At 50.1% G+C, this 24,190-nt stretch carries 17 protein-coding genes; 6 read left to right on the forward strand and 11 right to left on the reverse strand.

Annotated features, from left to right (window positions below; translation table 11 throughout):
* Window positions 1–205: 205 nt before the first annotated feature.
* Both J3P35_RS13140 and J3P35_RS13145 read left to right on the forward strand, forming a co-directional pair.
* Window positions 206–3,571: a UvrD-helicase domain-containing protein gene (locus tag J3P35_RS13140; protein ID WP_210465040.1), complete on the forward strand. Its 3,366-nt coding sequence runs from the start codon at window positions 206–208 to the stop codon at window positions 3,569–3,571.
* 48 nt (window positions 3,572–3,619) lie between these two features.
* A complete protein-coding gene (locus J3P35_RS13145; protein ID WP_210465041.1) occupies window positions 3,620–5,002 on the forward strand; it encodes a hypothetical protein in 1,383 nt (460 codons plus the stop codon).
* Window positions 5,003–5,197: 195 nt separating this feature from the next.
* On the opposite strand, the gene J3P35_RS13150 is transcribed toward J3P35_RS13145, so the two are convergent.
* Window positions 5,198–5,545, reverse strand: coding sequence for a hypothetical protein (locus J3P35_RS13150; RefSeq protein ID WP_210465042.1), 348 nt, complete (start codon window positions 5,543–5,545; stop codon window positions 5,198–5,200).
* 474 nt (window positions 5,546–6,019) lie between these two features.
* On the opposite strand from J3P35_RS13150, the gene J3P35_RS13155 reads away from it, so the two are divergent.
* Window positions 6,020–7,528 (forward strand): malate:quinone oxidoreductase, encoded by a 1,509-nt coding sequence (locus J3P35_RS13155; protein ID WP_210465043.1) that lies wholly within the window; start codon window positions 6,020–6,022, stop codon window positions 7,526–7,528.
* Window positions 7,529–8,292: 764 nt separating this feature from the next.
* Here the strand turns inward: J3P35_RS13155 and J3P35_RS13160 are convergent.
* Together J3P35_RS13160 and J3P35_RS13165 are read right to left on the reverse strand one after the other, a co-directional pair.
* Entirely contained in the window at window positions 8,293–8,958 is a 666-nt protein-coding gene (locus tag J3P35_RS13160; RefSeq protein ID WP_210465044.1) for a metallophosphoesterase family protein, read from the reverse strand.
* A 145-nt stretch (window positions 8,959–9,103) separates the two neighbouring features.
* A complete protein-coding gene (locus tag J3P35_RS13165; protein ID WP_210465045.1) occupies window positions 9,104–9,787 on the reverse strand; it encodes a metallophosphoesterase family protein in 684 nt (227 codons plus the stop codon).
* Between the two features lie 141 nt (window positions 9,788–9,928).
* Here J3P35_RS13165 and J3P35_RS13170 point away from each other — a divergent pair, with 141 nt between their 5' ends.
* On the forward strand, window positions 9,929–12,880 hold the full coding sequence (locus J3P35_RS13170; protein WP_246850205.1) for a PD-(D/E)XK nuclease family protein: 2,952 nt from the start codon (window positions 9,929–9,931) through the stop codon (window positions 12,878–12,880).
* On the opposite strand, the gene J3P35_RS13175 is transcribed toward J3P35_RS13170, so the two are convergent.
* The 3 genes from J3P35_RS13175 to J3P35_RS13185 form a co-directional block, all read right to left on the reverse strand.
* Window positions 12,881–13,543: a hypothetical protein gene (locus tag J3P35_RS13175; protein WP_210465046.1), complete on the reverse strand. Its 663-nt coding sequence runs from the start codon at window positions 13,541–13,543 to the stop codon at window positions 12,881–12,883.
* A gap of 564 nt (window positions 13,544–14,107) precedes the next feature.
* Window positions 14,108–15,412, reverse strand: coding sequence for a cytochrome P450 (locus tag J3P35_RS13180; protein WP_210465047.1), 1,305 nt, complete (start codon window positions 15,410–15,412; stop codon window positions 14,108–14,110).
* Window positions 15,413–15,648: 236 nt separating this feature from the next.
* Complete coding sequence (locus tag J3P35_RS13185) at window positions 15,649–16,149, reverse strand: DUF2062 domain-containing protein (RefSeq protein ID WP_210465048.1); 501 nt, start codon at window positions 16,147–16,149, stop codon at window positions 15,649–15,651.
* A 377-nt stretch (window positions 16,150–16,526) separates the two neighbouring features.
* Between J3P35_RS13185 and rmuC the strand changes: the two genes are divergently transcribed.
* Entirely contained in the window at window positions 16,527–17,912 is a 1,386-nt protein-coding gene (rmuC, locus tag J3P35_RS13190; protein ID WP_210465049.1) for a DNA recombination protein RmuC, read from the forward strand.
* Window positions 17,913–18,031: 119 nt separating this feature from the next.
* Here rmuC and J3P35_RS13195 read toward each other — a convergent pair whose 3' ends face one another.
* From J3P35_RS13195 to J3P35_RS13215, 5 genes are all read right to left on the reverse strand, one after another.
* Window positions 18,032–18,244 (reverse strand): hypothetical protein, encoded by a 213-nt coding sequence (locus tag J3P35_RS13195; RefSeq protein WP_210465050.1) that lies wholly within the window; start codon window positions 18,242–18,244, stop codon window positions 18,032–18,034.
* A 231-nt stretch (window positions 18,245–18,475) separates the two neighbouring features.
* Entirely contained in the window at window positions 18,476–18,973 is a 498-nt protein-coding gene (locus J3P35_RS13200; RefSeq protein ID WP_210465051.1) for a hypothetical protein, read from the reverse strand.
* Between the two features lie 441 nt (window positions 18,974–19,414).
* Window positions 19,415–20,596, reverse strand: coding sequence for a zinc dependent phospholipase C family protein (locus tag J3P35_RS13205; RefSeq protein WP_210465052.1), 1,182 nt, complete (start codon window positions 20,594–20,596; stop codon window positions 19,415–19,417).
* A 361-nt stretch (window positions 20,597–20,957) separates the two neighbouring features.
* Window positions 20,958–21,674, reverse strand: coding sequence for a pirin family protein (locus J3P35_RS13210; RefSeq protein ID WP_210465053.1), 717 nt, complete (start codon window positions 21,672–21,674; stop codon window positions 20,958–20,960).
* A gap of 147 nt (window positions 21,675–21,821) precedes the next feature.
* Window positions 21,822–22,583 carry a LexA family transcriptional regulator gene (locus J3P35_RS13215; protein WP_210465054.1) on the reverse strand — a complete coding sequence of 254 codons (762 nt, stop codon included), beginning with the start codon at window positions 22,581–22,583 and terminating at the stop codon, window positions 21,822–21,824.
* A gap of 340 nt (window positions 22,584–22,923) precedes the next feature.
* On the opposite strand from J3P35_RS13215, the gene J3P35_RS13220 reads away from it, so the two are divergent.
* Window positions 22,924–24,099, forward strand: coding sequence for a S8 family serine peptidase (locus J3P35_RS13220; RefSeq protein WP_246850208.1), 1,176 nt, complete (start codon window positions 22,924–22,926; stop codon window positions 24,097–24,099).
* The last annotated feature ends 91 nt before the right edge of the window (window positions 24,100–24,190 follow it).

A 24,190-nucleotide genomic window follows, 5' to 3' on the forward strand; every position in this document is an offset into this window, starting at 1 on the left:
CGATGCAACAATCCAACTCGTATACCCACGCACACAGCGGTCCTTCGCTAGAACAAACAGACTACGAATTCATAAGAAAACCCATCAAAAAAGGAAGATACAAACCCTTCATCTTTCCCTTCACCTCTCCTATTTTTTACCTAATTTCGTCAAAACACCCCATAAACGCGGAGGGCTTAACCAAAGCCTCCACCTGACTTTACCCATGCCTGCATCCTTTAAAATATACTCCTCCTCAGCCGGTTCCGGCAAGACCTATCATCTTACCAAAGAATACCTGAAACTGGCGCTGCAGAGCGAGGATGTTTCTTATTACAAGAACATCCTGGCCATCACCTTCACCAATGATGCGGCGCAGGAGATGAAGACCCGGATTCTGGGCGCCATGCGGGGCTTCAATGATCCGTTGTTGCCGGTGAAGGAAAAAGCCAAGAGCGACTTATTGCTGCTGAACATATTAAACGAGATACAGCACGAGTATGATCAACCCAACCTGACGAAGGAAGCTTTGCGCGGGCGGGCGGCTAAGGTGTTTGATCACCTGCTGTTCCATTACTCTGAGTTCGCGGTGAGCACCATTGACTCGTTCGTGAACCGGGTGGTGAGCGCCTTTACCACGGAGCTGAAACTGCCGCACAATTTTGAGGTGGACATGGACGCGCAGACACTACTAAGTACGGCTGTGAGTCTGTTGCTGAACAAGGTGAACCTGCGCGAGGAAAACCGGTTACTGGCTGAGACCCTGCAGCAGTACGCCCTGGAGAAAGCCGAGGAAGGCCGCAGCTGGAACAACCTGCCCGAGGAACTTGCCGATTTTGCCCGCCACCTGCTGAACGAGCAGACCTATGAACACCTGCTTGACATAGGCACGCTTACCCTCCAGGACTTCAAGAAGATACGCATCTCGCTCTATACCCAGAAACAGGACATTGAGAAGCAGATCAAAGGCTGCGCCGAGGAAGCCATGCACCTCATTGGTTCCAGCGGCCTCTCCCCCGCCGACCTCTCCTACGGCGACCGCGGCATCTACTCCTACTTCCGGAAATGGACCCGCGACTTTGACATTACCACCGCTAACAGCAACGCCGCCAAAACGGTATCGGATGACAAGTGGCCCAGCGGCAAGGCCAGCGCCGGCGCCAAAGCCAGCATTGAGCAGATCAAGCATCGGTTGTCAGAGCTGTACCGGCAGATTGAGGAGCTGAAGGAGCGCGAGTCGCAGAACTACATCATCATCTCGGCCATGCTGCCGCACCTCTATAAACTGAGCGTGCTGAGTGAGTTGGAGCGCTGCATCCAGGAAATCAAGCTGGACAAGAACCTGGTGCACATCTCGGAGTTCAACAAGCGCATCACCGAGATTGTGCTGCAGGAGCCTATTCCGTTCATCTATGAGCGCCTGGGCGAACGCTACCAGCACATCCTCATTGACGAGTTTCAGGATACCTCGGTGCTGCAGTGGAACAACCTGTTGCCGCTGGTGGAGAACGCCCTGGCCAGCGATAACTTCAACATGGTGGTAGGCGATGCCAAGCAGGCCATCTACGGGTGGCGCGGCGGCGAGATGGAGCAGATCCTGCACCTGCACCGCAACCAGACGCAGCACCTGTACGCCAACTCGCGCTTTGAGGAGAACGTGGCGCCGCGCTATGACACCCTGCGCTGGACGCTCTCGCCGGAGCACCTGAACACCAATTACCGCAGCGCACCCGAAATCATCACCTTCAACAACGAGCTGTTCGGGTTCATCAGCCAGGCCAATCCGCAGTTCCCGTTGCTGCAGGCTATATATGATGATAAATTCCAGCAGGAATCGCCGGCCGGCAAGATTACTGGACAGGCCCACCTGCAGGTGCTGTTCACCTATGACGATGACAGCCCGCGGAAATATGACCTGGATTCCTGCACCCGCATCGAGGAAATCTACGAAGGCTACACTTCTGATGACCTGCTCTCTTACCAGGAAAGCACGCTGCAGTTAGTGTTGCAGATGGTACAGCAGGCCCAGGCCGATGGGTATGCGCCGCGCGACATCGCCATCCTGAGCCGCACGAACCGTAATAGCAAGCTGGTGGCCAATTTCCTGAAGCAGAAGAAATACGACATCATCTCGCAGGACTCGCTCTCGCTGCAGTTTGCCGAGGTCATCAACCTGATCATCTCGTTCTTCAAACTCCTGAACCAGCCGCAGGACAGCCTGGCCCGGTCACAGGCCTTGTACCTGGTCTACAAAGTGGTGCACCAGCAAATGCCGGACAACGTGACTACCGGCAAGATCGCGGAACTGGCTACCGATCCCAGCATTGAGCCGTTCTTCCGGTTTCTGCAGGGCCAGGGCTTCGACATAGATTATAAATACGCGGGCAACCTGTCTATTTATGAACTCACTGAGAAGCTCATCAGGGTATTTGACCTACTTGGCAAGAACAATGAGTGCGAGTACCTGTTCCGGTTCCTGGACCTGGTGCTGGAGTACACGCTCAAGTACAGCAACAACCTCAACAACTTCCTGCAGTATTGGGACCTGCATAAGGAGCACCTGAGCATCAACACGCCCAAAGACCGCGATGCCATCACCATCACCAGCATCCACAAGTCAAAAGGCCTGGATTACCCCGTGGTGATTGTGCCGTTCTGTGACTGGAGCCTGGAGCCGCAGACCTCCTCGCTCCTCTGGGGCACGCTGCCCGAGAGTGTGGCCGGGGACAGCAAACTGCGCACCGCCGTGGTGACCCTGAACAAGAAGCTGGAACAGACGGCGCTGCAGGAACAGTATGCCCAGAAGCTGGAGAAGACTTTTATTGAGAACCTGAACATGCTTTACGTGGCCCTTACCCGTCCCGTGGACCGGCTCTACCTCATTGCCAAGGCGCAGGATTTCAAAAAGGCCAATTACCAGAAAAACGTGAGCTACTGGCTCTACCGCTACCTGGAGCAGAAAGAGCTATGGCAGGAAGGGAAATACTGCTATCAATTGGCCAAAGGCGCACAGCAGGCCGTGAGTCACAAACCTCTTACCGAGGAAGTCTACGTGCTGGACAAATTCACCTCGGCGGACTGGGCCCGCAACCTGAAACTGAAACAGCACGCCAACAACGTATTCGATTTTGAGACCCAGCAGGAACACCGCCGCTGGAACCGCAAGCTGCACTACGCCCTGGCCCGCATCACCTACGCCGAAGAAGCGCCCAAAGCCCTGCGCCAACTGGTACACCAGGGCATCATCTCGCAGCGTGAACTACCTACCCTCACCCAGATGGTGCAGCACGTGCTCAACCATCCGCAGATGAAGCGCTATTTCAGCCGCGCTATGACCGTGGAGAACGAGCGCGAAGTCCTGGACGTGCGCACCAACCGCTACAAACCAGACCGCATCGTGTTCGGGGAGGCCGGCGACGTCACGCTCATTGACTACAAACTCCCGCCCGCTAAGCAGGAATACATTGACAACCTGAACTCCTACGCCGCCCTGTTCCGCGAGCTGGTGTTCAGCAAAATCACCTGCGTGGTCTACTACTTTGAAGAGGAACGCGTGGAAGAATGGGAGTATGTGGGTGAGGTTTTAAAATAAACTAATATTATTTAATTGAACCACTGATCTTATAAATTAAGAAGTAACATGCGACAAAACGAAATTGATAACATCCTTACACAAATAGAAGCTTTCAAGAAATTAGAATTAGAGGAAATACTTTCAAAAGCAAACCCCAATGAAACAGATTTAGGAAATTCTATAATCAGCAGGATGTCGGTTCTGGAATTCGTAAGTTTGAGCAAACGACTAATAAAGCAACTTGAGTTAGCTTTAAACGGACCAAACAAGTTGATTCTACCGAGCAGTTTTTCTACTGCGGAATTTGGCCAATATGATGTTAATACATGCATCACCTATCTGATAAACTACATCAATTCCAACCAGTTATCAGCAGCTGAAAACATGTTATTATGGCTAGCCCACTATGAATTGCAGAATAGCATTTTAGAAAAAACAAATTCTAAGCCTAACTTAAATGAATTAGAAAACCTACAACAGAAATCAGACTCTATAAGATTAATAGAAACAGATATTAAAAAGCTTAAAGAACAATATAACAATTTAATAAAAGACATTAAAGAAAGTCTCACTTCATTAAACAACTTTAGAAATCAAAAAGAAGTTGAGCTCCAACAAATTACAAATAATCTCAATTCTTCAAACACAAATACAAACCAAATCCAAAATCTATTAAACACATCAACTCAATATGATACAAGAATAAACTCCATTCTAGGTGAAGTAGAAAAATCGCAATCTAAGATTGAAAGCACGGAGGAAAATATAAATTCAAGCTTTTCTAAGTTTAAATCAGAATTTTCTGATTTGATAAGTAAGCTTAATAAAACAGAGAAAAACTACTTAGGCTTATACACGGACTTTGAAGAAAAACTTTCTTTTGTAGAATCAAAGCATCAATATTTCACTGATAGAAACTCTTACTTAGACAATCTAATAGGCAGAGAGGTTGGAGCATCTTTATTTGAGACTTTCAAACAAAGAAAAAGCGAGCTTAACGGTCCTTTAGAATTCTGGAGGTATGCTGTTGGTGTTATGGGAGTGTTAACATTCCTTGCAATTCTGGGAATATTTACCAACTTCTTTGGTTTGATAGGAGAAATGCATGGCATTGAAGCTTCTTTAAAATGGGAAAGCATTTTAATCAACTCTTTAAAATCTTTACCATTTTTCTTTTTACTCTACTACTCAATATCTCAGTATAATAAAGAAAGGAACTTTCAAGAAGAATACGCATTTAAATCAGCTGCTGCATTAACGATAAAGGCATATGCAGACATCTTAAATGATGACAAAAACAAGGATGAGCTGATACTTCATGCAGTTTACGGCATCTACCGTAGCCCAATTAGTGAAAACTCGAAAAGTATAAAAGATGTTAATTCAGCTTTAGATATAGCTAGAGATGTAATTGACAAAGGTTCAACTTTATTACAAAGAAAAGAGTAACACCTCATTTTACGTTAACTTGAGTATCAAGCGCTTCTCAACAGAAAACTAGAACATGTCTATTAAGCTTTTGGCCGTGTTTTAGCCTAAGTAAAATACAAAGCATATAACTGAAGTCAACAAAATAGCCTCCTCTAGGTTTTCAACCCAATTTTCAAAAATGGGCCTAAAACCAGAGGAGGTAAACACGCTACTTTACTCCTGCACACTCACTTTCCGCTTCATCACATAATGGCGGAAATCTGTTTTTTCTTCCCGCACAACGTAGACGTGCACCAATTCCCAACCCTGTCGGTTCATATAATTTAAGGCATCTATGGGCGAGATAAATTCCAGGGGGTTACCGGAGGCGTCCAGCAGTTTTTCACCGCGTTTCTGCTGGGCATTGCCGAAGTCTACAGACATGTAAAACTGTTTCCCGAAGGTCTTTTCCCACATAAAGGCATCGCAATATTCCTCGGTTCTTTTGGCGGGTTGGTCCTGGGCAACAGAGATACTGGTGAAGCATAAGGTGAACAGGAGCGGCATCAATAGCTTTTTCATAGTAGTTTGGGTTAAGGTGAATTGAATGGATAGGTGAAAGAAGTAGTTTGTTCGCCGGACAGCCCTTTCCACAGCTTTCTACCTTTTAAGCCTCTTTTCTTTAAAACAGGGTAAAAACAGCAAGAGCGACCACTTTAAAGCGCCGCAAATATTAAGCCAATCATATATAAAGAAATGCTATCCTTTAGGCTAGGAGAAAGATTCATACAGCTGCACCTCGCCAGGATTTTGAACAACTCCTTTAACAAGGGCAAATTCAGCCTATAAAGCCCGTCAGGAACCTACTTTCCCCGAGTATACCGGCCTGAAATAACCTATTGCTCCTATCATGGTGATAGACAAGAACTAAAGCATGACCTGGCCCCAGCGTGCAAAAGCCCTCACCTCTTTGATATTCAATTCACAACTTCCTTATTTGGGCAAAACACTTTCTGTTGGTTTCTTCGTACTCTAGGAAGTATATAACCTAATACCATGGACAAAATAGTAACCGAGCCAGATGTAGTGTTGATTGGCGCTGGCATTATGAGCGCCACCCTGGGCGTGATGCTGAAGCAACTGCAACCGGATTTGACCATAGAAATATATGAGCGGCTAGACGAAGTGGCCGCCGAAAGTTCCGATGCCTGGAACAACGCCGGTACCGGCCACTCCGCTTTCTGCGAACTCAACTATACCCCTGAGAAACCCGATGGCTCCATTGATATCTCCAAAGCCGATGTCATTGCCGAATGGTTTGAGCAGTCGCGCCAGTTCTGGGCGTACCTGGTAGAGCGCGGCATTCTCGCAGACCCCAAGATGTTCATCCGCAGCGTACCGCACATGAGCTTTGTCTGGGGAGACAAAAACGTGAACTTCCTGCGCAAGCGCTATGACGCCATGACCAAGTCACCGCTCTTCCAGGGCATGCAGTACTCAGAGGATTTCAGCCAACTGGAAGAATGGATGCCGCTTATCATGAACGGCCGGAACAAAAACATGAAAGTGGCCGCCACCCGCATGGAAGTAGGTACCGATGTAAACTTCGGATGCCTTACCCGACAGCTCTTCAAACACCTCAAAGAAATGGGCGGCGTAGAACTCTACCGTAACCATGAGGTGCGCTCCTTCCGGCACAAGGACGATGGCAAGTGGCGCGTACGGGTCAAAGACCTGACCACCGGCCAGAAACGCCGCGCCCGCACCAAATTCGTCTTCATTGGCGCCGGTGGCGGATCACTGCCCCTCCTGCTGGCCTCCGGCATCCCCGAAGGAAAAGGCTTCGGCGGGTTCCCGGTAAGCGGCCAGTGGCTCAAATGCACCAACCCAGACGTAATCGCGCAGCACCAGGCCAAAGTCTATGGGAAAGCCGCCGTGGGCTCGCCGCCAATGTCGGTGCCTCACCTGGATACCCGCGTGATCAACGGGGAAAAAGCCCTGCTTTTTGGTCCATACGCTGGTTTCACGACCAAATTCCTGAAGAAAGGCTCTTTCTTTGACTTGCCTTTCTCCATCAAGATGAATAACCTGCGTCCTATGCTGGCGGCGGGCTACACCAACATTCCACTCACCAAATACCTCATCAACCAGGTAAGACAGTCGCCGGAAGACCGTTTGGATGCCCTGCGCGAATACGTGCCTACTGCCCGTGCTGAGGACTGGGAGCTGGAAGTAGCCGGACAACGCGTGCAGGTGATTAAGAAAGATCCAGTAAAAGGCGGTGTCCTGGAGTTCGGAACCGAGGTGGTAAGCGCCGCCGATGGCTCTATCGCCGCGCTGCTGGGTGCCTCCCCGGGTGCCTCTACCGCGGTATCCATCATGGTGAACCTCATCCACAAGTGCTTCCCGCAAAAAGCAAACACCCCTGAGTGGCAGAACAAGATCAAGGAAATGATCCCCTCCTTCGGCATCTCCCTGGACGACAACCCGCAGCTTTGCGAGGAACTAAGGGCGCACACTGGTCGGGTGCTCCAATTGCAGGAGCCGCAGCCGGTACAACGATAAATTTAGAGTAGGAAAAGCCTCAGAAGATGTTCTGAGGCTTTTTTGATGAGGTTTAGAAAGTGACGGTACCTTGATGGCTTACTTTGTTCTCTTCTGCTTGAATTAACGTAGTCTTGGGCAATTCCACGTGATTTCTTAGGAGGGCGTAGTCCGCTTGTCCTGGCGAAGGGCTGTTGTTTGCGTAGGCTCATGAGCTGGGTTGTTCCATGGCTGGGCTCCGAGCGCTCACGGCCGCGAGGCCCCGCCTTCCGGCCTCGCGCTGCGCCAGCTTCCTTTGCTCCCTTACGGTCGCAATGCCTTCGGCACCGGAACCTGACAAGGCGCTCCACCGAAAGGCTGGAAAAGGAAATGCGCCGGTAAGAACGCCGCAGACCTCGCAGCGTCCGGAGGTCCTGCGAGCGTCTTCTCTGCTGAGAGATTCTCCCCTTGAGGGGAGCGAAGAGGGGTGTTTACATTTACTGATCATGGCGTCTGCTCTCCACTTACCATGGTTCTAGTCTGTGACTTGGACCTACAATGACAGGCAGTTTGCAACTGCCGTGAGGCGCTAGCCTCAAAACCTGGTTTTAGTCTGCTTTAAGCTAATCCGCTACTATCACCTGCCCTTCTTTCTTTCCTGAAATTCCCACCTTTTCAAGGAGGTGAAGGAGGATGTTCACACCTGCCGATCCATGCATTCCAACATTTGCAAAAATGGTAGAGATCAGGCTATGCCTTGTCTCCTACGTTTACCACCGCAATTTCAACGACTTCCAACAAACCCTTCAATCCTCCCTATTTGCCACGGTGTGCAGTTCCAGGGTATCCAGGTTTAGAGCGGTGAGGTAGCCCATTCTGCCTTTGAAGACGCAGCCGCCGTCAATGTTGATCACATCAGGGACGGGTTTTACTAGGGAAGCTTTCATTTGGTCCAGGGTGATGGGTGTATGGCCGTGAACGATTTTCCGGTTGCCAAGTTTGCGTTTGTCTACTTCAAAATCGCGGGACCAGAGCAAGGTGTGCCGGTCAGAGGCGGGGTCTGCGATGGAGAAGTTGTAGCCGGCATGGACCAGCAGGTAATCGTCAAGTTCAATGTAGAGCTCCAGCTGGGTCATGAACTCCCAGTACACAGGCCTAATGTCCTCAATCTTCTGGGCCCGGAAACTCTTCAGGGCCTCTTTTCCGCCGTTGAACATCCAGGAGGTATGGTAAATAGAATTGTCGCGGGCTTTCATGGCCATGTCCTCGTGGTTTCCGCAGAGCGCTTGCACCCGGAAGTTGTCCTGCAGTTTCATGATGTAGTCCAGCACGCCTTTGGAATCCGGCCCCCGGTCAATGTAGTCGCCCAGCAAATAGAGCCGGTCCCGGTACTTTAGCTTGATCACCTCTTCCACCAGATACCGGAAAGTTTTAAGGCATCCGTGGATGTCTGAAATGGCGTAACGACTCATAACCTGCGAATTAGTGGTAAAAGTCATTTTACGGATTCTGGGCGGGCACAGCTTTCCAGTTTACTGATTTAATGGTTCTGGAATTTGCCTGAAAACTGTTTCAAGCGTGTTTTTGGAATAAAGGCACTGAAACGAAGATAAGCGCTTAGGCGAAGGTGTCTGCGTCTTCCCGGTTCTTCAGGGCGTGCAGTTCCAGGGTGTCCAGGTTGAGGGCCGTAAGGTAACCTAAGCGGGAGGTGAAGACGCAGCCGCCGTCAATGTTGATGACATCAGGAGCCGGCTTTTTAACTGAGGCCGCAATCTCGGTTAAATAAGTGGGTGTATGCCCGTGCACAATGCGTCTCCCTCCCATCATCTTGAGATCAGGTTCAAAGTCCCGGATCCAGAGCATGGAATAGGTGTCATCAAACGGATAATCATGGGAGAAGTCAAATCCGGCGTGTACCAGCAGGTAATCGTCCAGCTCCACATACATCTGCAGTTCATTCAAAAAGGTCCAGTACTTCTCGGGGATTGCTTCAAGCGAGAGCGTATCGAAGCTTTTCAAGGTCTGTACGCCTCCGTTATACAACCAATCCTCGGGGTACTCCGGATCTTTGCGGGCGTCCAGCATCATGTCTTCGTGGTTTCCGCAGAGGGTAATGACCTGGTAGCCGTCTTCCCGCAGATCCAGAATGAAGTCAATGACGCCTTTGGAATCGGGGCCGCGGTCAATATAATCGCCCAGGAGGTAAAGGGTATCAGTTTTCTGCAGTTTCAGTTCTTTCTCCACCATGTACCTGAAGGTCTTGCAACATCCGTGAATATCTGAAATGGCGAATCGGCTCATAGTCTTAGCTTCCTTGTTCCCTTGCCTTTTACGAGTGCATTCGGTTTCAATCCACCATCGGCATTAGTATTTATCCTGATGAGGTACCCGCGGCCATGTTTCTGGCTTGTTTTGAGAAATTCGGGCTGAAAACGTCGTATCTTGCTTCTTTATCCAGACCAGATACTGCCCCGCTCCATGCAATCTTTCCTGCGGCAAACCGCTGAACATATTTACCAGACCTACACCGATCAACTGAGCGAGCTGTGCATCGTGCTTCCCACCCGCCGTGCCACGTTGTACTTCAAAAACGCTTTGGCCCAGGCTGCCCCTACCGGTATCTGGTCGCCGCAGATTTACTCTATGGAGGAGTTTGTCTGCAATATGGCCAACGTGGAGGTGCTGGAGCCACTGCACCTGCAACTGGATCTGTATGACCTTATGCTGCGCTTTGACCCGCACCTGGACTTTGACCAGTTCGTGGGCTGGAGCGCCACCCTGCTAGAGGATTTCTCGCGCATGGACATGGAGCTGGTCAACGCCCACGAGGTGTTTGAATACGTGAGCGAGGCCAAGGCGCTGGAGCGCTGGGACCCGGCCAAGCCGGGCAGCAGCGTGCCCACGGCCAACGTGAAGCAGTACTTCCAGCTCTGGAGCAACCTGGAACGCACCTACCATGCCCTGCAGGATAAACTAAAAAAAGACAAACAGGCCTATACTGGCATGGCTTTCAGGATGGTAGCCGACCGCATCAAAGACATTGCTAGAAGTGAGAAAGGTTGTTTCCGGTACATCTTCGTGGGCTTGAACGCGCTCTCCAAAGCCGAGCAGAAGATTATCCAGACGCTGCTGGAAGCCGGCAAAGCCGAGGTTTTCTTCGACTCCGATGACTACTACATGAGTCCGGAGGCTGAGAAACGCGCCGGTCATTTCCTGAAACGCTATAAAGCCAAATGGCCGCTTCCTGAGTGGAACTGGCAGCAGAACCTCCTCTTAACTGATACCAAGGAGATCAACGCCATCGGGGTGGCCAACGCCAGCATGCAGGGCAAGATTGCTGGCCAGCTGCTCCGCGAGATCCGTCAGCAGGACCCCACCGCCGAGATCGCGATTGTGATGCCCGATGAGACCCTGCTCCTGCCCGTGCTGCACTCCATCTCAGACGAAGTCACCGATTACAACGTAACCATGGGTTTGTCCTTCAAAGGCACGCCGCTGTTCAACCTCATAGACCTGCTCTTCGAGGTACACCTCACGGGCGTGGTGCAGCCCACCGATACCGGCTACAAGGTGAACCGCTACCATCACCTGGCGGTCACCAAACTGCTGCAGCACCCGTTCCTGCGGCGTTATGAACAGTACCTGAACAGCATCGCGGAGCGCGAGGTGGACCTGGACCTTTTCCAGCACGTTCTGAACGAGATGGTGGCCCGCAACAGCGTGCTGCTCACCGCTGAGGAGATCATTCGGCTGGGCCGCGAGCATCCCATGTTCATCACCCTCTTCCGGACCTGGAACGACTGCAACGATCTCATTGACTCGCTTTATCATCTGGTGGACGCGCTGGGTCGCATTTACCGCGTGGAGTCTGAAAATCCCATTGAGACCGAGTACCTCTTTATTCTCTACACCATTGTCAAGCGCCTGGACACCTTGTTTGACTGCCGCGAGCACAAGATCTCGGTGCGCAGTTTCAAGAAGTTCCTGTATGAGCAGATCGGCAATACCAAGCTCCCGTTCAGCGGCGAACCCATCTCGCCCACGCAGGTGATGGGGATGCTGGAGACCCGCGCCCTGGATTTTGAGAACCTTATCATCCTGAGCGTAAACGAGAACGTGCTGCCTCAGCCCAAGAAGCAGCATTCGCTTTTTCCGTATGATGTGCTGCGTACCTTCGGGTTGCCTACCTACGCTGAACAAGAGAGCATTACCTCTTATTACTTCTACCGTTTGTTGCAGCGGGCCAAACGCGTAAACCTGCTGTACGTGCTGCCATCAGACACCTACGGGTCGGGCGAACGGAGCCGCTTTATCCTGCAGCTGCAGCATGATTTGGCACCGCGCAACCCCAACATCACCTTCCGGGAGATGACGGCCGTGGTGGAACAGCTGGACACGAAGGAGTATGAGCCGGACATCATCATCCAGAAAGACGGCGAAGTGCTGGAGAAACTAAAAGAGCAGCTCAAACGCGGCCTCTACCCTTCGCACCTGAACCAGTACGTGAACTGCTCTTTGCAGTATTATTTCAGCCGCATCGCCAAGCTGGAGGAAGTAGACGAGATAGACGAACTGGTGGGCGCCGATACCTTCGGGACGATTGTGCACCAGGTGCTGGAGGATTATTTCCGGCCCTTTGCCGAGGAGGCGCGGCCCATTGAAGTAGCCGATGTAAACCAGATGCTGGCGGGTCTGCCCAAGAAAGTGCAACTGGAATTCAAGCGCGGGACACTGGGCAACCTGCCCGAACAGGGCATGAACCTGATCCTGTACCAGGTGGCCGTACAGTTGCTCACCCGCTACCTGGAAGGCCTCCGGGACTCTGAGGAACTGCCGCTCTACATCCTGCAACTGGAAGAAACCCTTCTTACCGAGCTGGAGGTGAAACTCCCATCGGGAGAGAAAGTGCCCGTGCGCATCGCCGGGAAGGCCGACCGCATTGACCTCAGTGGCCACACCCTGCGCGTAATTGACTATAAGACGGGTAAAGTGGAGGCCCGCAATCTCAAAGTAAACCACGAGGACCTGGAAAGCACCCTCCTGCATGACCGGCACCTGGACAAAGTACGCCAGCTTTGGCTCTACCGCTACATTCTCGCCAAAGAGATTCAGAAAGGCAGTTTGCTGGAAAGCAAAGTCCTGAACCTGCCCAAAGCCAGCTATGATTTCGAGGCGGGCATTATCTCGTTCCGGAACCTGGGTGCCGGGGTGCTCACCTCAGAACTCCCGTTTGTGGATGCCTTAGGCGAGCCCGCCGATTTCATGGAGACCTCTGAGCGCCTGCTCAAGGACCTGGTGCGACACATGCTCAACCCCGAGGAACCCATCAGGAAAACCAATGACCTGGAAACCTGCCAATACTGCGCCTATAAAAGCATCTGCGCCCGAGGCTAGTTAAGATTGCGATATTCTGGTGGCTGGTTCCTGGTAGGCTGGCGCATAATAGTCTTTGATGGCCTGAATCTGTTTCCGGCGCTGGAGGGCCATTGCCAAGCCCATGGCTATCCACAGTAAGCCCGATGGTAGGAAGTGCATCTCAAAGGAGGCATAGGTAGGCAGCATTGAAAGTACTTTGGGCAGTGCGAAACCCAGTGGCGCGGTGAACAACCCAAAAGCCATGAGACCGAACTGAACCCAGGTGGGCAGCAGGCGCGCCTTCAAGGTGGCAATGCCCAGCAGAATGGCGCTGATGAACATGGTAAGGCAGGCTATGGGCATCACGTACGGGATCATGTGCCAGAAAGTAACGGCCACAAAACCGGTCATGGCCCCCAGGAGCGCCACAATCCCGAAGAACAGCACGCCAAACTTAAGCCCGTTCAACTGCCGGTAATAGGCCATGGCCAGCGCAATCAGGGTCAGGTCAATGGTGGCAAAGGCAGCCGTGAACAGAGACCCGTCAATAACACCTAACGGACTGCCCATGTCATCCCAGAGGATTTTGCCGGTTTCCACCCCGTACGCCAGGTGTAAAAAGTAGTGAATGGCCAGGAGCGTCCCTCCCAACACCCCGATCATTGGAACCGGCTTTGACAAAATGGTTTTCTGCAATTGCATTTGGTTTCTGTTAAGGATAAATACTGTACACTTTTCCGCTCTCACACGCTACCCAGGAAGTAGCTTAGCACCGGTGATTTCAACTTGGCAGAAGCTTTGGGTGTAGAAAACCAAAACTTCTTATAAATATCTTTTCTCTAGCCTTTTACCTCTCATTCCCTGCAAGTTCAGTTGAAGCAAAGATCCACACTCTCCTTTCTAAGACTTGTAAGATTAAGACAGAGCACGCTTGCCTTTACCCTATGCCAATTGAAAAATTAGTTTTGGCCCTTCCTTCTGGAAAATAGTCTAAAAACAATTTCAGGTCGGAAACCAGTGAAAAGGAAAAATGGAGGTGGAGAAATCTACCTGTAAAGGATTAGAAGTTTTTCTTAAGTGACCAGCCTATAATCAGGGAGGGCAAATCTATCATAAGAAAATGGGCCATAAGGGCAAGCCGGGAAGTCCTTGGTTCAGGTTTAAGGGCGAGCCGTTTCAATGCTGATTTAGCTAAAACTAGCTTAAAACAAAGAGCTCCTGCCAGGAGGGCGGCAGGAGCTCTTCGGGTAAATATGTACGGGCAATCTACACGTGGTGGAAGGGGCACTTGGAAAGCCGGTTCACATCTCCCTCCTCGGCATGTTCTACGGCGCTTACGTTGTGCATGATGAACTTGCTGTTGGGGTAGGTGGGCATGCGCTCCAGGCTGAAGCTCAGGTCCTGGGGCGGCACCTCGTACTCCATGTACCTGGAGAGGAAAACCATGGACACTTTCATGGCCTCAATGGTCACCCATTCGCCGGCACAGCGGTGGCCCGTGAAATGGTCGCCTCCGCCCTGAGGGATGAGGTTAAACGCACTTCCGTCCCAATCGCGGAACCGGTACGGGTAGAACTCATCGGGGTTTTCCCAGATCTGCTCATCATGCAGGGTGCCGTAGATATCCAGGAAGACCAGGGTGCCTTTCTTGAACTTGTGTCCACCCCAGGTGAAATCCTTTTTGACCAGATTTCCCAAAAACGGCCCGAAAGGATAATACCGGCGCACCTCCTGCACAAACATTTCCACGTAGCCTTCTTCGCCCTCGGCGATTTTGCGGCGTGTCACCGGGTGCTCATGCAGCGCCACCGCACCAAAGGTGATGTACCAGGCAATAGCCACAATAGGCCGTAACAGGTTGATCAACTCCACGGCCGCCATGTGCACGTCCAGGGGTTTGTCTTCAATATCACGGTGGAAGGCAATGACATGGGCCGGTGAATTTTCCGGTACCTTCAGTTTCCCGTTCCTGATTCTTTCGATGACGTCTTCTATCCAGGCCTCGGCCCTTTTACGGGCTATTCTGCCGCGCATATGCCGGGGACCAACCGCCCCGAAGGCATCTACCATGGCGGCAAAATCGCTGGCCCGGCGCCGCACATCCTCCTGAATCAACGGAACGCCGGTCCAGGCGCAGGCCACGCGGCAAAGCAGGTCCTGAGTTTCCTCAAACAAAACTACCTCTTCCATGTGCTCCCACCGGTGAATGGCCGCCTGCCATTGCTGCGTCAGAAGTCGGTTGAGCTTATACAGGCTGTCAGGTGTCATCAGAGACATGAACATGGCTTTGCGGTGCAGATGCCCTTCCTCGTCCATGGTCTGGATGGCATCTTTGCCCATCAGCGTCCGCTGGATGCGGTTTGGGATGGCCTGATACCGCATGAACTTATCCGGGTCATAGAACACCTTGGCGGCTTCCTCACCGTGGAGGCAGATCACGTTCTGGAACATGATCCTGGTCTTGAAGATGTTGGAGTTGAAGCGCTTCACCCGGTTATGAATGAACGGGAAGCCTTCCAGCAGAAGATTGAGGGAGTTATCAAGTACTTTTTCGTGCGGAATAGCGCTCATGACCTTGCTTTTTATGGAACGATGGCCCCTGCCGGAGAAAGAAGAGGAATTTTCCTCCGGACAGGGATTTAGCCTTGGTAAAGCGTACGCACAGAAAGCCCCGGTGTTCCTGATGAAAAAGCCCGGAGCTGAAATAGGGTATAAACCACCAGCCTTCCATTGAAAAGCCAGGTGCTTATAGGTAAGCGGAAAGCAAAATGATTAAAGCCCGATTGGCAGAAAACAGGCGCTAAATGCTACGCCACCTGCCGTACCGGCAGCAAGCGGTGCAATACCGTGCGGCTAGAGAAATACATGGCCAGCCCGAAGGGAATAAAGCAAAGAAGCCAGGCCAGAATACCTACCAGGTTCGCAATCCAGAGCTGCTGCAGGGCAGTAACCCAATCTGCCTGGAACATGGTGGTGAGTTTTTCCAGAGAGAAAGGAATGGGCGTTACCGGGAAAATAGACTGACCCAGATCCACGAATGGCACATACAAAGCCAGCTGCACCGGTTGCATGACGTAGCCAATGAAAATAGTAAAAGCCACGTTGAGCCGGAACCTGATAGCCCAGAAAGTACACAGAACGGTGGTCAGCCCCAGAAAAGGAACCATGCCAAACCCGGCGCCCAAGGTAATGGTCAACGCAAGCTGGTGCGGGGTAATGCCTTGCTTCACCAGATTGAGCATGGGTTCCCACAGCTTGCGCCGGATAAAATGCTTTATTCCTCCTCTTTTGAATAGTAACACGTTCATTCAATAATTTTCGACTTTAGCGTTAAGTGTTCTGCCTTACGTTGGTAACGGCAAAAGTTGTGCTAAAATCCCCGGTTCCGGAAAATATATCACTTTCCTCCAAGAAACCAGTTCCCTCTCCCTGTGGGGAAGCAACTTTGGCGTGTCATACGCACAAAACCTTCTAGTCACAGGAAGAGGAACCGGTACATTCGTTAATACCGGAAACGCCCGGAAGTAACCACTCTATTACAGCTTAAAAAGAGAAAATCTTCTGCTGTTTCTTTAAAGACAGCCAAAACGCTTGCTAACCCTATTACTAATTGCGAAAAATTTTAGGCTTGGGCACTATTGTCATATCTTTAGGTGTTGATTCTGCTGACTTACCCTTCACTCCTATGGATATAACCCTCTCTCTGCTCACCTTTGTTGTAGGCGGCATCATTACCTATTTCCTGGTCCAGGGGAAACTTTCTGCGCTGAAAACCACCCTGCAGAACCAGGAAGCCGACCGCGTCTTTGCCCTTAAACAGCAGGAGGCCGCCCAGGCCGAGATGCAAAAGCTGCAGGAGCAGTTGCGCCGGGAGAACAGCAAGGTGATGGAACTGCACGCCGAGGTAACTCGGGCCGAGAACGACATCTACCACCTGAAACAGAAACTCTCTGATGAAAGGGCCGAGCTGGCGCACCTGCGCGAAACCTTCATGCAACAATTCACGCAGGTTTCAAATCAGGTACTGGTGACTAACGCCGAACATTTCAGGAAAGCCTCTGCCGAGAACCTGGAGCAGGTTTTGTCTCCTTTGAAGGAACGCATCAAGGAATTTGAGCACAAGGTGGAGGAAACCTATGAGAAAACGCTGAAAGACAGCACCTCGCTCAAAGAACAGATCACCTACATGGCCAGCCTGAACCAACAGATGAGCCAGGATACCATCAACTTGACCAAAGCCCTGCGGGGTGAAAAGAAAGCCCAGGGAAACTGGGGCGAATACCTCTTGGAAAACCTACTGGAAAAATCTGGCCTGGAGCGCGATGTCCATTACCGCCGCGAGCAGGTGCTGCAGCACGATGAATCCAAGATCTTCCGCCCTGATGTGATCATTGACCTGCCTGACAACAAACACCTCATCATTGACTCCAAGGTGAGTCTGGTCGCCTATGATGCGTACTGCAACTGCGAGGATGAAATCCAGCAGCAACTGCACCTGAAGAGCCACATCCAGGCACTCCGCACCCACTTCACTGATCTGGGCCGCAAAAACTACCAACACCTGCACGGCATCCAGTCACCTGACTTTGTGCTGATGTACATTCCTATTGAGCCGGCCTTTAACCTGGCCATTCAGCAGGACCGCGACCTTTTCCTGGAGGCCCTTGACCGCAACATCGTGTTTGTAACCACCTCTACCTTATTGGCCACCCTGCGCACCGTGGCCAGTGTCTGGAAACAGGAAAACCAGAAGCGCAACGTACTGCGCATAGCGGAGGAAAGCGGCAAACTCTACGATAAATTCGCCAATTTCCTGGAAGACCTGAAAGACATTGGGGTGAACTTGGACAGGAGCCAGCAGAAGTACCACGCCGCCATGAACAAACTGTCTGAAGGCAACGGAAACCTGCTGAAGAAAGTGGAATTACTTAAAAAACTGGGCGCCCGCACCAGCAAGACCATGGAAACGCAATGGCTGCAAAATGCCCCTAACGTGGCCACCAGCTTATTTGAGGCTCAGCCTCTGCTCAATGCCCAGCCTCTGGAAGAAGAAAATCTGGAGGAATTGTAACCAGGAGACTGTAGCCATCAACTTACAATAGGAATCTTTCCAGTATTCTAAAACAGAAGAGGCAGAAATGTGGGTGGCTGCCTCTTCTGTTCTGCCTCTGAAGTTAAGAACCAAATAAATCAGGTGGTACTAGTAGTATAGGTTGTACTGGTAGTTGAACCTGTGGTCGTGGCTGTGGTAGTACCGGTGGTTGTGCCTGTAGTGGTAGTTCCAGTGGTAGTACCTGTTGTTGTTCCTGAAGAATCGTCGTCGTCATTGTCGCATGAAGGTGCCAAAGACACACCAGCTACAAAAACGGGGGCAATCAGGAATGAAATCCATTTCTTTTTCATGATCCTTCCCAATTTACATTTGAACGCTTATCCTTATAGATATACGAGTTTAAAGTACCAACCGGGAAGGTCTATGAATAGAAAAGCACGGATCTTACCCGCATCCTCCTTATCAATGAGAATGCGGGTAAGGTATTAACCAAAGAGGACTCAACCACTATTCTACCTATGGGTTACTATTTACCTCTGCTTAGCATGAGTAAATCGTCCAGAGAAAAAACAGCAATTGAATCAGGTAGTACCAGTAGTGGTGCCCGTGGTAGTTCCCGTTGTGGTTCCGGTAGTAGTTCCCGTGGTGGTTCCGGTAGTAGTACCCGTGGTGGTTCCGGTAGTAGTACCTGTTGTTCCAGTGGTGGTACCTGTGGTTCCGGTGGTGGTACCTGTGGTTCCGCTGGTAGTACCAGTGCTGCCGGTAGTGGTACCTGAGGTGGTACCTGTGGTTGTACCGCTTGTAGTTCCGGTAGTACCAGTAGTAGTTCCTGTGGTTCCTGAAGTAGTGCTTGTTGTTCCGGTTGAACCGGTAGTGGTGCCAGTGGTGGTTCCTGTAGTGGTACCCGTTGTCGTGCCCGTCGTAGTGCCGGTAGTGGTAGAACCTGAGGTGGTTCCGTTGGTAGTACCTGTTGTTGTTCCTGAAGTGTCGCTGTCATCGTCATCATCGCAAGAGGATGCCAGGGACACCCCCGCTACAAACACGGGAGCCATCAGGAATGAAATCCATTTCTTCTTCATAATCCTACCTTATTAAATTTTAAAAAGTTAACAAGTAAGATTATACGGGCTTAGACAATTAATTAAGCGCCTATGTTTTACAATTTAAATACGGAATTTAACACGTACAAATTTTTACATTTTTAAAGTATTTATTACCATTCAGGTTAAATACTCATGTGGCTATTAACCACATATAAATATTTATTACTATATACCAAGAGATTAATAAGCAATACTTTACGAGGTTTTAATTTTTATACAAGCTATTGCTAAGCCAAACAAATTCTTTTATATCTAAATAACCGCAAATTATCAATCACAATATTGAATTATAAATCAACATAAACAACCCCATTTAACATTTATCCATTTTTAATTTATTATAAATAAAAGCAGGTAAAGAAGCCATTTAACCACCATTTATATTTCAATACAAATAGTATAAATTCACCTCTTTTATCAATTCACTTGTTGACCTTTTAGTTTAGCCAACAACTCCTGGGTTTGTTCCCATTCCTCTATTGCTTTTTTATCCGAGGTCTGAGGATTCTTGGCTTTGGCATAGAAGGCTAATAGGTTTTGTTTCAATTCTGGTCTTAGGGAGGCAAAGCCTTCCTTATCCAGTTTCCTGAGCCATTCAGCGTAGGTTTTGTCGGCTTTTCCGTATTTGCCAACGGCACTGCGGTCTCCGGTGTCAAGGTCTGTGTTAAGGAGTGTGGAAGTTGTTATAGGTAAGTTCTGCAACCCCTGGCTGTAGTGTTTAGAGGTAGCATTGAAACTCTCCATGAAAAACTTCTCGGCCTCTGGGGTAGGCGGCTTGAAAGCGAAAGTGCGGTTAGGCCCAATTTTGGGCAGCATCCGCAGGAGCCAACTCAGGAACTTCTGAAACAGATTGGGTTCTTGGTATTCCCGGCCCCAGCGCTGGTGATAATCTGTTTTCCTGATGCGGTACAAATACTGCTTACGGGTAACGCTTGGTTTGCTGGCTCTGATATCTGATTCCTTCAGGTTCCAGGCGGCTTTTGTAAGGCTAGGAATCAAAGTGCTCACCGACCTCCTAAAGGTCCCGATGGTAAGCTTCAGGCTTACAAACAAGCTGCTCAACTCCAATCCGTAAGTTTTTTTGAAAGCCCGCTCCAGGGACTCCTGACTTACTTCAAACCCGATGAAATCATGGTAGGCTTCTGGAGCGTAATTTCCCCTGGCCACCTGCAGAACATCAAAGCCAAACTCCATTTTTATGTGCGCGACAGGGTTTTCCTCATAGGTAACGGAATTGCCATACTGCGCCTTCATCTCGGGGTACACCAGCGGCACGGACCGGTTCGTGCCTATGGGATGACCATAGTTATCGGCGTAGTAATGGGCCAGGGCGCCTAAGGCGAAGGCGTATTCCTCTAGGGTATGCGCCTCTTCCAGCAGGGCAATGATAAAATCACCGCTGCGTACATAGTGGGTTAGGTCAGTGAAAAAGGTGTTCCCGAAAGGGTAATACCCCATGTCCTGGATAATGGCCCCACCGTAGGCATGGGCGTGGGCTTTTCGCAAATTTTCCTCTGTAACCCCGGGAAACCGTTTCTTTAAGATGGGCACAATGGAAGGCTCCCACGCCACATCAATAATGGCCTGGTGCGTTAACACACCATAGGCCTTTCCCTCTTTTGGGCTGGCCAGGAGCAATAGAAAAAGAAAAGATAAAAAGAAGCCGTATCGGTTATGTTGCATAGAAAGAAGGCTACAGCAGGCAACCAGATCATTGGTGCTGGCATGCCTTCTTACGTGAAATACGGATATAAGGTAATGAGCATAAAGATGGTTCTACCTTCCTGTTCATTGCCATCCATTTTAGAGACTATTTTTGCAAAAGCCAGCCAAAAACAAAAAGTATATTGAACAGGATAAACTACTATCAATCTTTGGAAAGCAACCTTGGTGAGTGTCTATAAACAGCAAAGGCGCTCATTTTCTGAGCGCCTTTGCTGTTCGTTTATATTGAATTCTATTAGTAGTTTGCCTCTACGCCCGGTAAGTCAATAAGGATGAAAGTACTGTCTGCGGTGGCTTTTATCCGGAGGGCGTCCACGTCGGCAGATCTTACCTGGTCATTTTTCTGCACCTGTACCCCGTTCACGAACAGTTCTCCGGTGGTCACGTAGATGAATCCCTTCCGGATGGGGAAAGTCTTGAAGTCGATTTCCTTTCCTTCTTTGAGGTTGGCGTAATAGATGGTGGAATTGGAGTTGATGTACACCACGTCTTCCAACACTTTCTGTCCAGTTACCAGGGGCACCAGCTCGTTTTTCTCATCGGTGAAATCAATGGCCTTTTGCTCATAGCTGGGGGCAAGCCCTTTCTTGTTGGGGAAGAACCACAGTTGATACAGGTGGAGATCTTTGTCTGAACTGTTGTGCTCTGAATGGCGCACGCCGGTACCCGTGGTCATGCGCTGCACTTCCCCGGCCCTGATCACGGTGTTGTTGCCCAGACTGTCTTTATGGGTTACCTCCCCTTCCAGCACAATGGTCACGATCTCCATTTCAGAGTGCGGATGCTCTGGGAACCCGCTGTTCCCTTTGATGTAATCGTCATTGAAGACCCGCAAAGGCCCCCACTGCACATTGTTCATATCATAGTAGTCTGAAAAGGAAAACAGAAAGTAAGAATCAAGCCATCCGTGGGAGGCATGGTGTCTATCTAAGGCAGGAATCACTTTGATCATGGGAAAAGGTCTTGATGTTCCTTCGTAAATACGTACCCAGGCTCCGGAGGTTTATTATGGGTTTACTATATAAAAAAAGGGTCCGTTTAGAAGCCGATTTCTGAAAAACAGCTTCTAAACGGACCCTGATAAAAAATTGCCTTGAAATTACTTAGTGGTCTTCAATTTCTTCACCTCCTGCTGCAGGTCAAGCACCAGGGAAGTCAGTTTGTCCAGGGAGATCTCAGCCATCGGGAAAGTGGTGCTGATGTAGGCCTTGGCTTCCCACAGTTCCACAATATCATCCAGAGACACATCGTAAGGTTCGTAGCTCGGGTTGTCTGAGTGCAGGCGAAGCGCCGTTTGCTTCTGCTGGTGGTAAATGCGCTTGAACACAATCCCTTCCTGCAGGCTCACCACAATACAAGGAGTACCGTCTTTTATTTCCTGCCACTGCTCTACGTAACGCCCCACAATCACCGTACCCGATGGGATAGGCAACATGGAGTCTCCTTTTATCTCAAACGCCCGGTAGGTGCCGGGGCTCTGGATCATAGGCAAGCGGAACTTGGGAAGTTCCTCCATGAACTCTGGGTCTGAGTAGCCATTGAGGTAACCAGCACTGGCTTTGTAAGGCACCAGTTCAATATTCTCGCGGTCCTGGGCATCCACGGTGATGGAAAGCACCTTTACGTTGGCGTTGCGCTTAGAAGAACCGTTTTTAGAGACGTTGGGCAGGTCCGGGTTGATCAACTCATCTACTGATAAGTTGAACACCTGCGCCATTTTCACTAAAGTGGCCAATTTAGGCTCGGCCCGCCCTTCTTCATAGGCACCAATCAAGGACCGTTTAATCTCCAGCTTCTCCGCAAGTTGTACTTGGGTGAGGTTAAGCTGCTTTCTAAGATATTTTAGGTTCGTGCTAAGCATAGGAAGGTCCGTTGAATGTTTAATAAAGTAAAAGTACTAATTCTTTAGCAAACAACTAAAATTTTTGGCATCTGTTTTTTTTCATTTGGCTATTCTTCTGCAAAACACAAGATGGCAAAGCCCAAATCATTAATTCTCAAGGGAATAAAGACTAGATTTTACCTTTACAAAGCACTATATTAATATATATAAAGTATTTAATATCAAGCTTTTATTTATTTATCGTTTTGGATACTAATTGGATTATTTACTACATTTGAAAAAATGCATCAGTATTCACAACATTGAAGGTGTTTTACTTAGCTCATCTCTATGCGTAATTTTTACTAACCAAAAGTGTATGAATTCAACTACGTTTAAGAAAGCAGTGTCCTTTTTTGCACTGGCCTCCGTGTTTTCAATGTCTGGTTGCCAACAAGATGAATTAATGGAAGAAACGGCCAAGGTGCCCGTTGAACCCACCGCAACCTCCAAAGCCGTAGCCGGTAAGTTCATTGTGATCCTGAAAAACGGTTCTTCCCTCTCTGCCTCCCAGCTGCGCGAAAAAGTTTTAGGCCGGAACGGATTGGAAACCACCAGAGCCCGCGAGATATTCCAGGGTGCGGTAAACGGTTTTTCAGGCGCTTTTTCCAAAGAGGAGATAAACCTCCTGAAAGAAGACCAAAACGTAGCGTATATTGAGCCTGAGCAAGCCATCATGCTGGGCAAATCCACCGGAACCACTTCTACCACCACCACCACCTCCACTACTACTTCTACCCAAACCATTCCATGGGGTGTTTCCCGCGTGGGGTACGGTGATGGCACCGGCAAAACCGTTTGGGTTATTGACTCAGGCGTGCAGTCCAGTCACCCAGACCTGAACGTGGACAAAACCCGCAGCAAGTCATTTATCTCCGGCGATGCTTCTTTTGAGGATGGTTACGGACACGGTACCGGCGTTGCCGGAATCATTGGCGCCAAAAACAACAACGAAGGCGTGGTAGGCGTGGCCGCCAATGCCACCATCGTGGCCCTCCGCGTATTTGACAACACCGGATACGGTACCCTTACCCGCATTTACTCTGCCCTGAACCACGTGTACCAGTACGGCAAGCCCGGCGATGTGGTGAATATGAGCCTGCGCGTAGCTGCCTCCACCATGCTGGATGACTTGGTTAAGAAAACCGCCGCCCGCGGTATCTTTATCGCCATCGCCTCCGGAAACAGCTACATTGACTGCAAGGTAGATTCTCCAGCCCGCGTGATTGCACCAAACGTATTTGTGGTCTCCAACATGGATTCTTACGGCAAGTTCAACCCTACCTCTAACTTCGGGGCTTCGGTTAAATATGCAGCACCGGGTACCAACATCCTGACCACCTGGAAAGGCAGCGGCTATACCACCGGAAACGGTACCTCTTACGCCGCCCCGCACGTAGCCGGTATCCTGGCGCTCACCGGAGGCAAGGTAAACGCCCAAGGCCTGGTGACCAGCGACCCAGACGGCACCCCAGATCCAATCGCTTTAAAATAGTTTTTTCATAGGTAATACCCATAGTATCCCCCAAAGAAAGGCCCGGCTAATAGCCGGGCCTTTCTTCTTTTGTAGTAGTTATGTTTTCTGT

This window comes from Rufibacter roseolus (assembly GCF_017916365.1).
In the GTDB taxonomy this organism is placed as follows: Bacteria; Bacteroidota; Bacteroidia; order Cytophagales; family Hymenobacteraceae; genus Nibribacter; species Nibribacter roseolus.

What these genes read in the sequence shown, in the direction of transcription:
- J3P35_RS13140 (WP_210465040.1), top strand. Translation starts at nt 206, where the DNA reads ATGCCTGCATCCTTTAAAATATACTCCTCCTCAGCCGGTTCCGGCAAG.
- J3P35_RS13145 (WP_210465041.1), top strand. Translation starts at nt 3,620, where the DNA reads ATGCGACAAAACGAAATTGATAACATCCTTACACAAATAGAAGCTTTC.
- J3P35_RS13150 (WP_210465042.1), bottom strand. Translation starts at nt 5,545, where the DNA reads ATGAAAAAGCTATTGATGCCGCTCCTGTTCACCTTATGCTTCACCAGT.
- J3P35_RS13155 (WP_210465043.1), top strand. Translation starts at nt 6,020, where the DNA reads ATGGACAAAATAGTAACCGAGCCAGATGTAGTGTTGATTGGCGCTGGC.
- J3P35_RS13160 (WP_210465044.1), bottom strand. Translation starts at nt 8,958, where the DNA reads ATGAGTCGTTACGCCATTTCAGACATCCACGGATGCCTTAAAACTTTC.
- J3P35_RS13165 (WP_210465045.1), bottom strand. Translation starts at nt 9,787, where the DNA reads ATGAGCCGATTCGCCATTTCAGATATTCACGGATGTTGCAAGACCTTC.
- J3P35_RS13175 (WP_210465046.1), bottom strand. Translation starts at nt 13,543, where the DNA reads ATGCAATTGCAGAAAACCATTTTGTCAAAGCCGGTTCCAATGATCGGG.
- J3P35_RS13180 (WP_210465047.1), bottom strand. Translation starts at nt 15,412, where the DNA reads ATGAGCGCTATTCCGCACGAAAAAGTACTTGATAACTCCCTCAATCTT.
- J3P35_RS13185 (WP_210465048.1), bottom strand. Translation starts at nt 16,149, where the DNA reads ATGAACGTGTTACTATTCAAAAGAGGAGGAATAAAGCATTTTATCCGG.
- rmuC (WP_210465049.1), top strand. Translation starts at nt 16,527, where the DNA reads ATGGATATAACCCTCTCTCTGCTCACCTTTGTTGTAGGCGGCATCATT.
- J3P35_RS13195 (WP_210465050.1), bottom strand. Translation starts at nt 18,244, where the DNA reads ATGAAAAAGAAATGGATTTCATTCCTGATTGCCCCCGTTTTTGTAGCT.
- J3P35_RS13200 (WP_210465051.1), bottom strand. Translation starts at nt 18,973, where the DNA reads ATGAAGAAGAAATGGATTTCATTCCTGATGGCTCCCGTGTTTGTAGCG.
- J3P35_RS13210 (WP_210465053.1), bottom strand. Translation starts at nt 21,674, where the DNA reads ATGATCAAAGTGATTCCTGCCTTAGATAGACACCATGCCTCCCACGGA.
- J3P35_RS13215 (WP_210465054.1), bottom strand. Translation starts at nt 22,583, where the DNA reads ATGCTTAGCACGAACCTAAAATATCTTAGAAAGCAGCTTAACCTCACC.
- J3P35_RS13220 (WP_246850208.1), top strand. Translation starts at nt 22,924, where the DNA reads ATGAATTCAACTACGTTTAAGAAAGCAGTGTCCTTTTTTGCACTGGCC.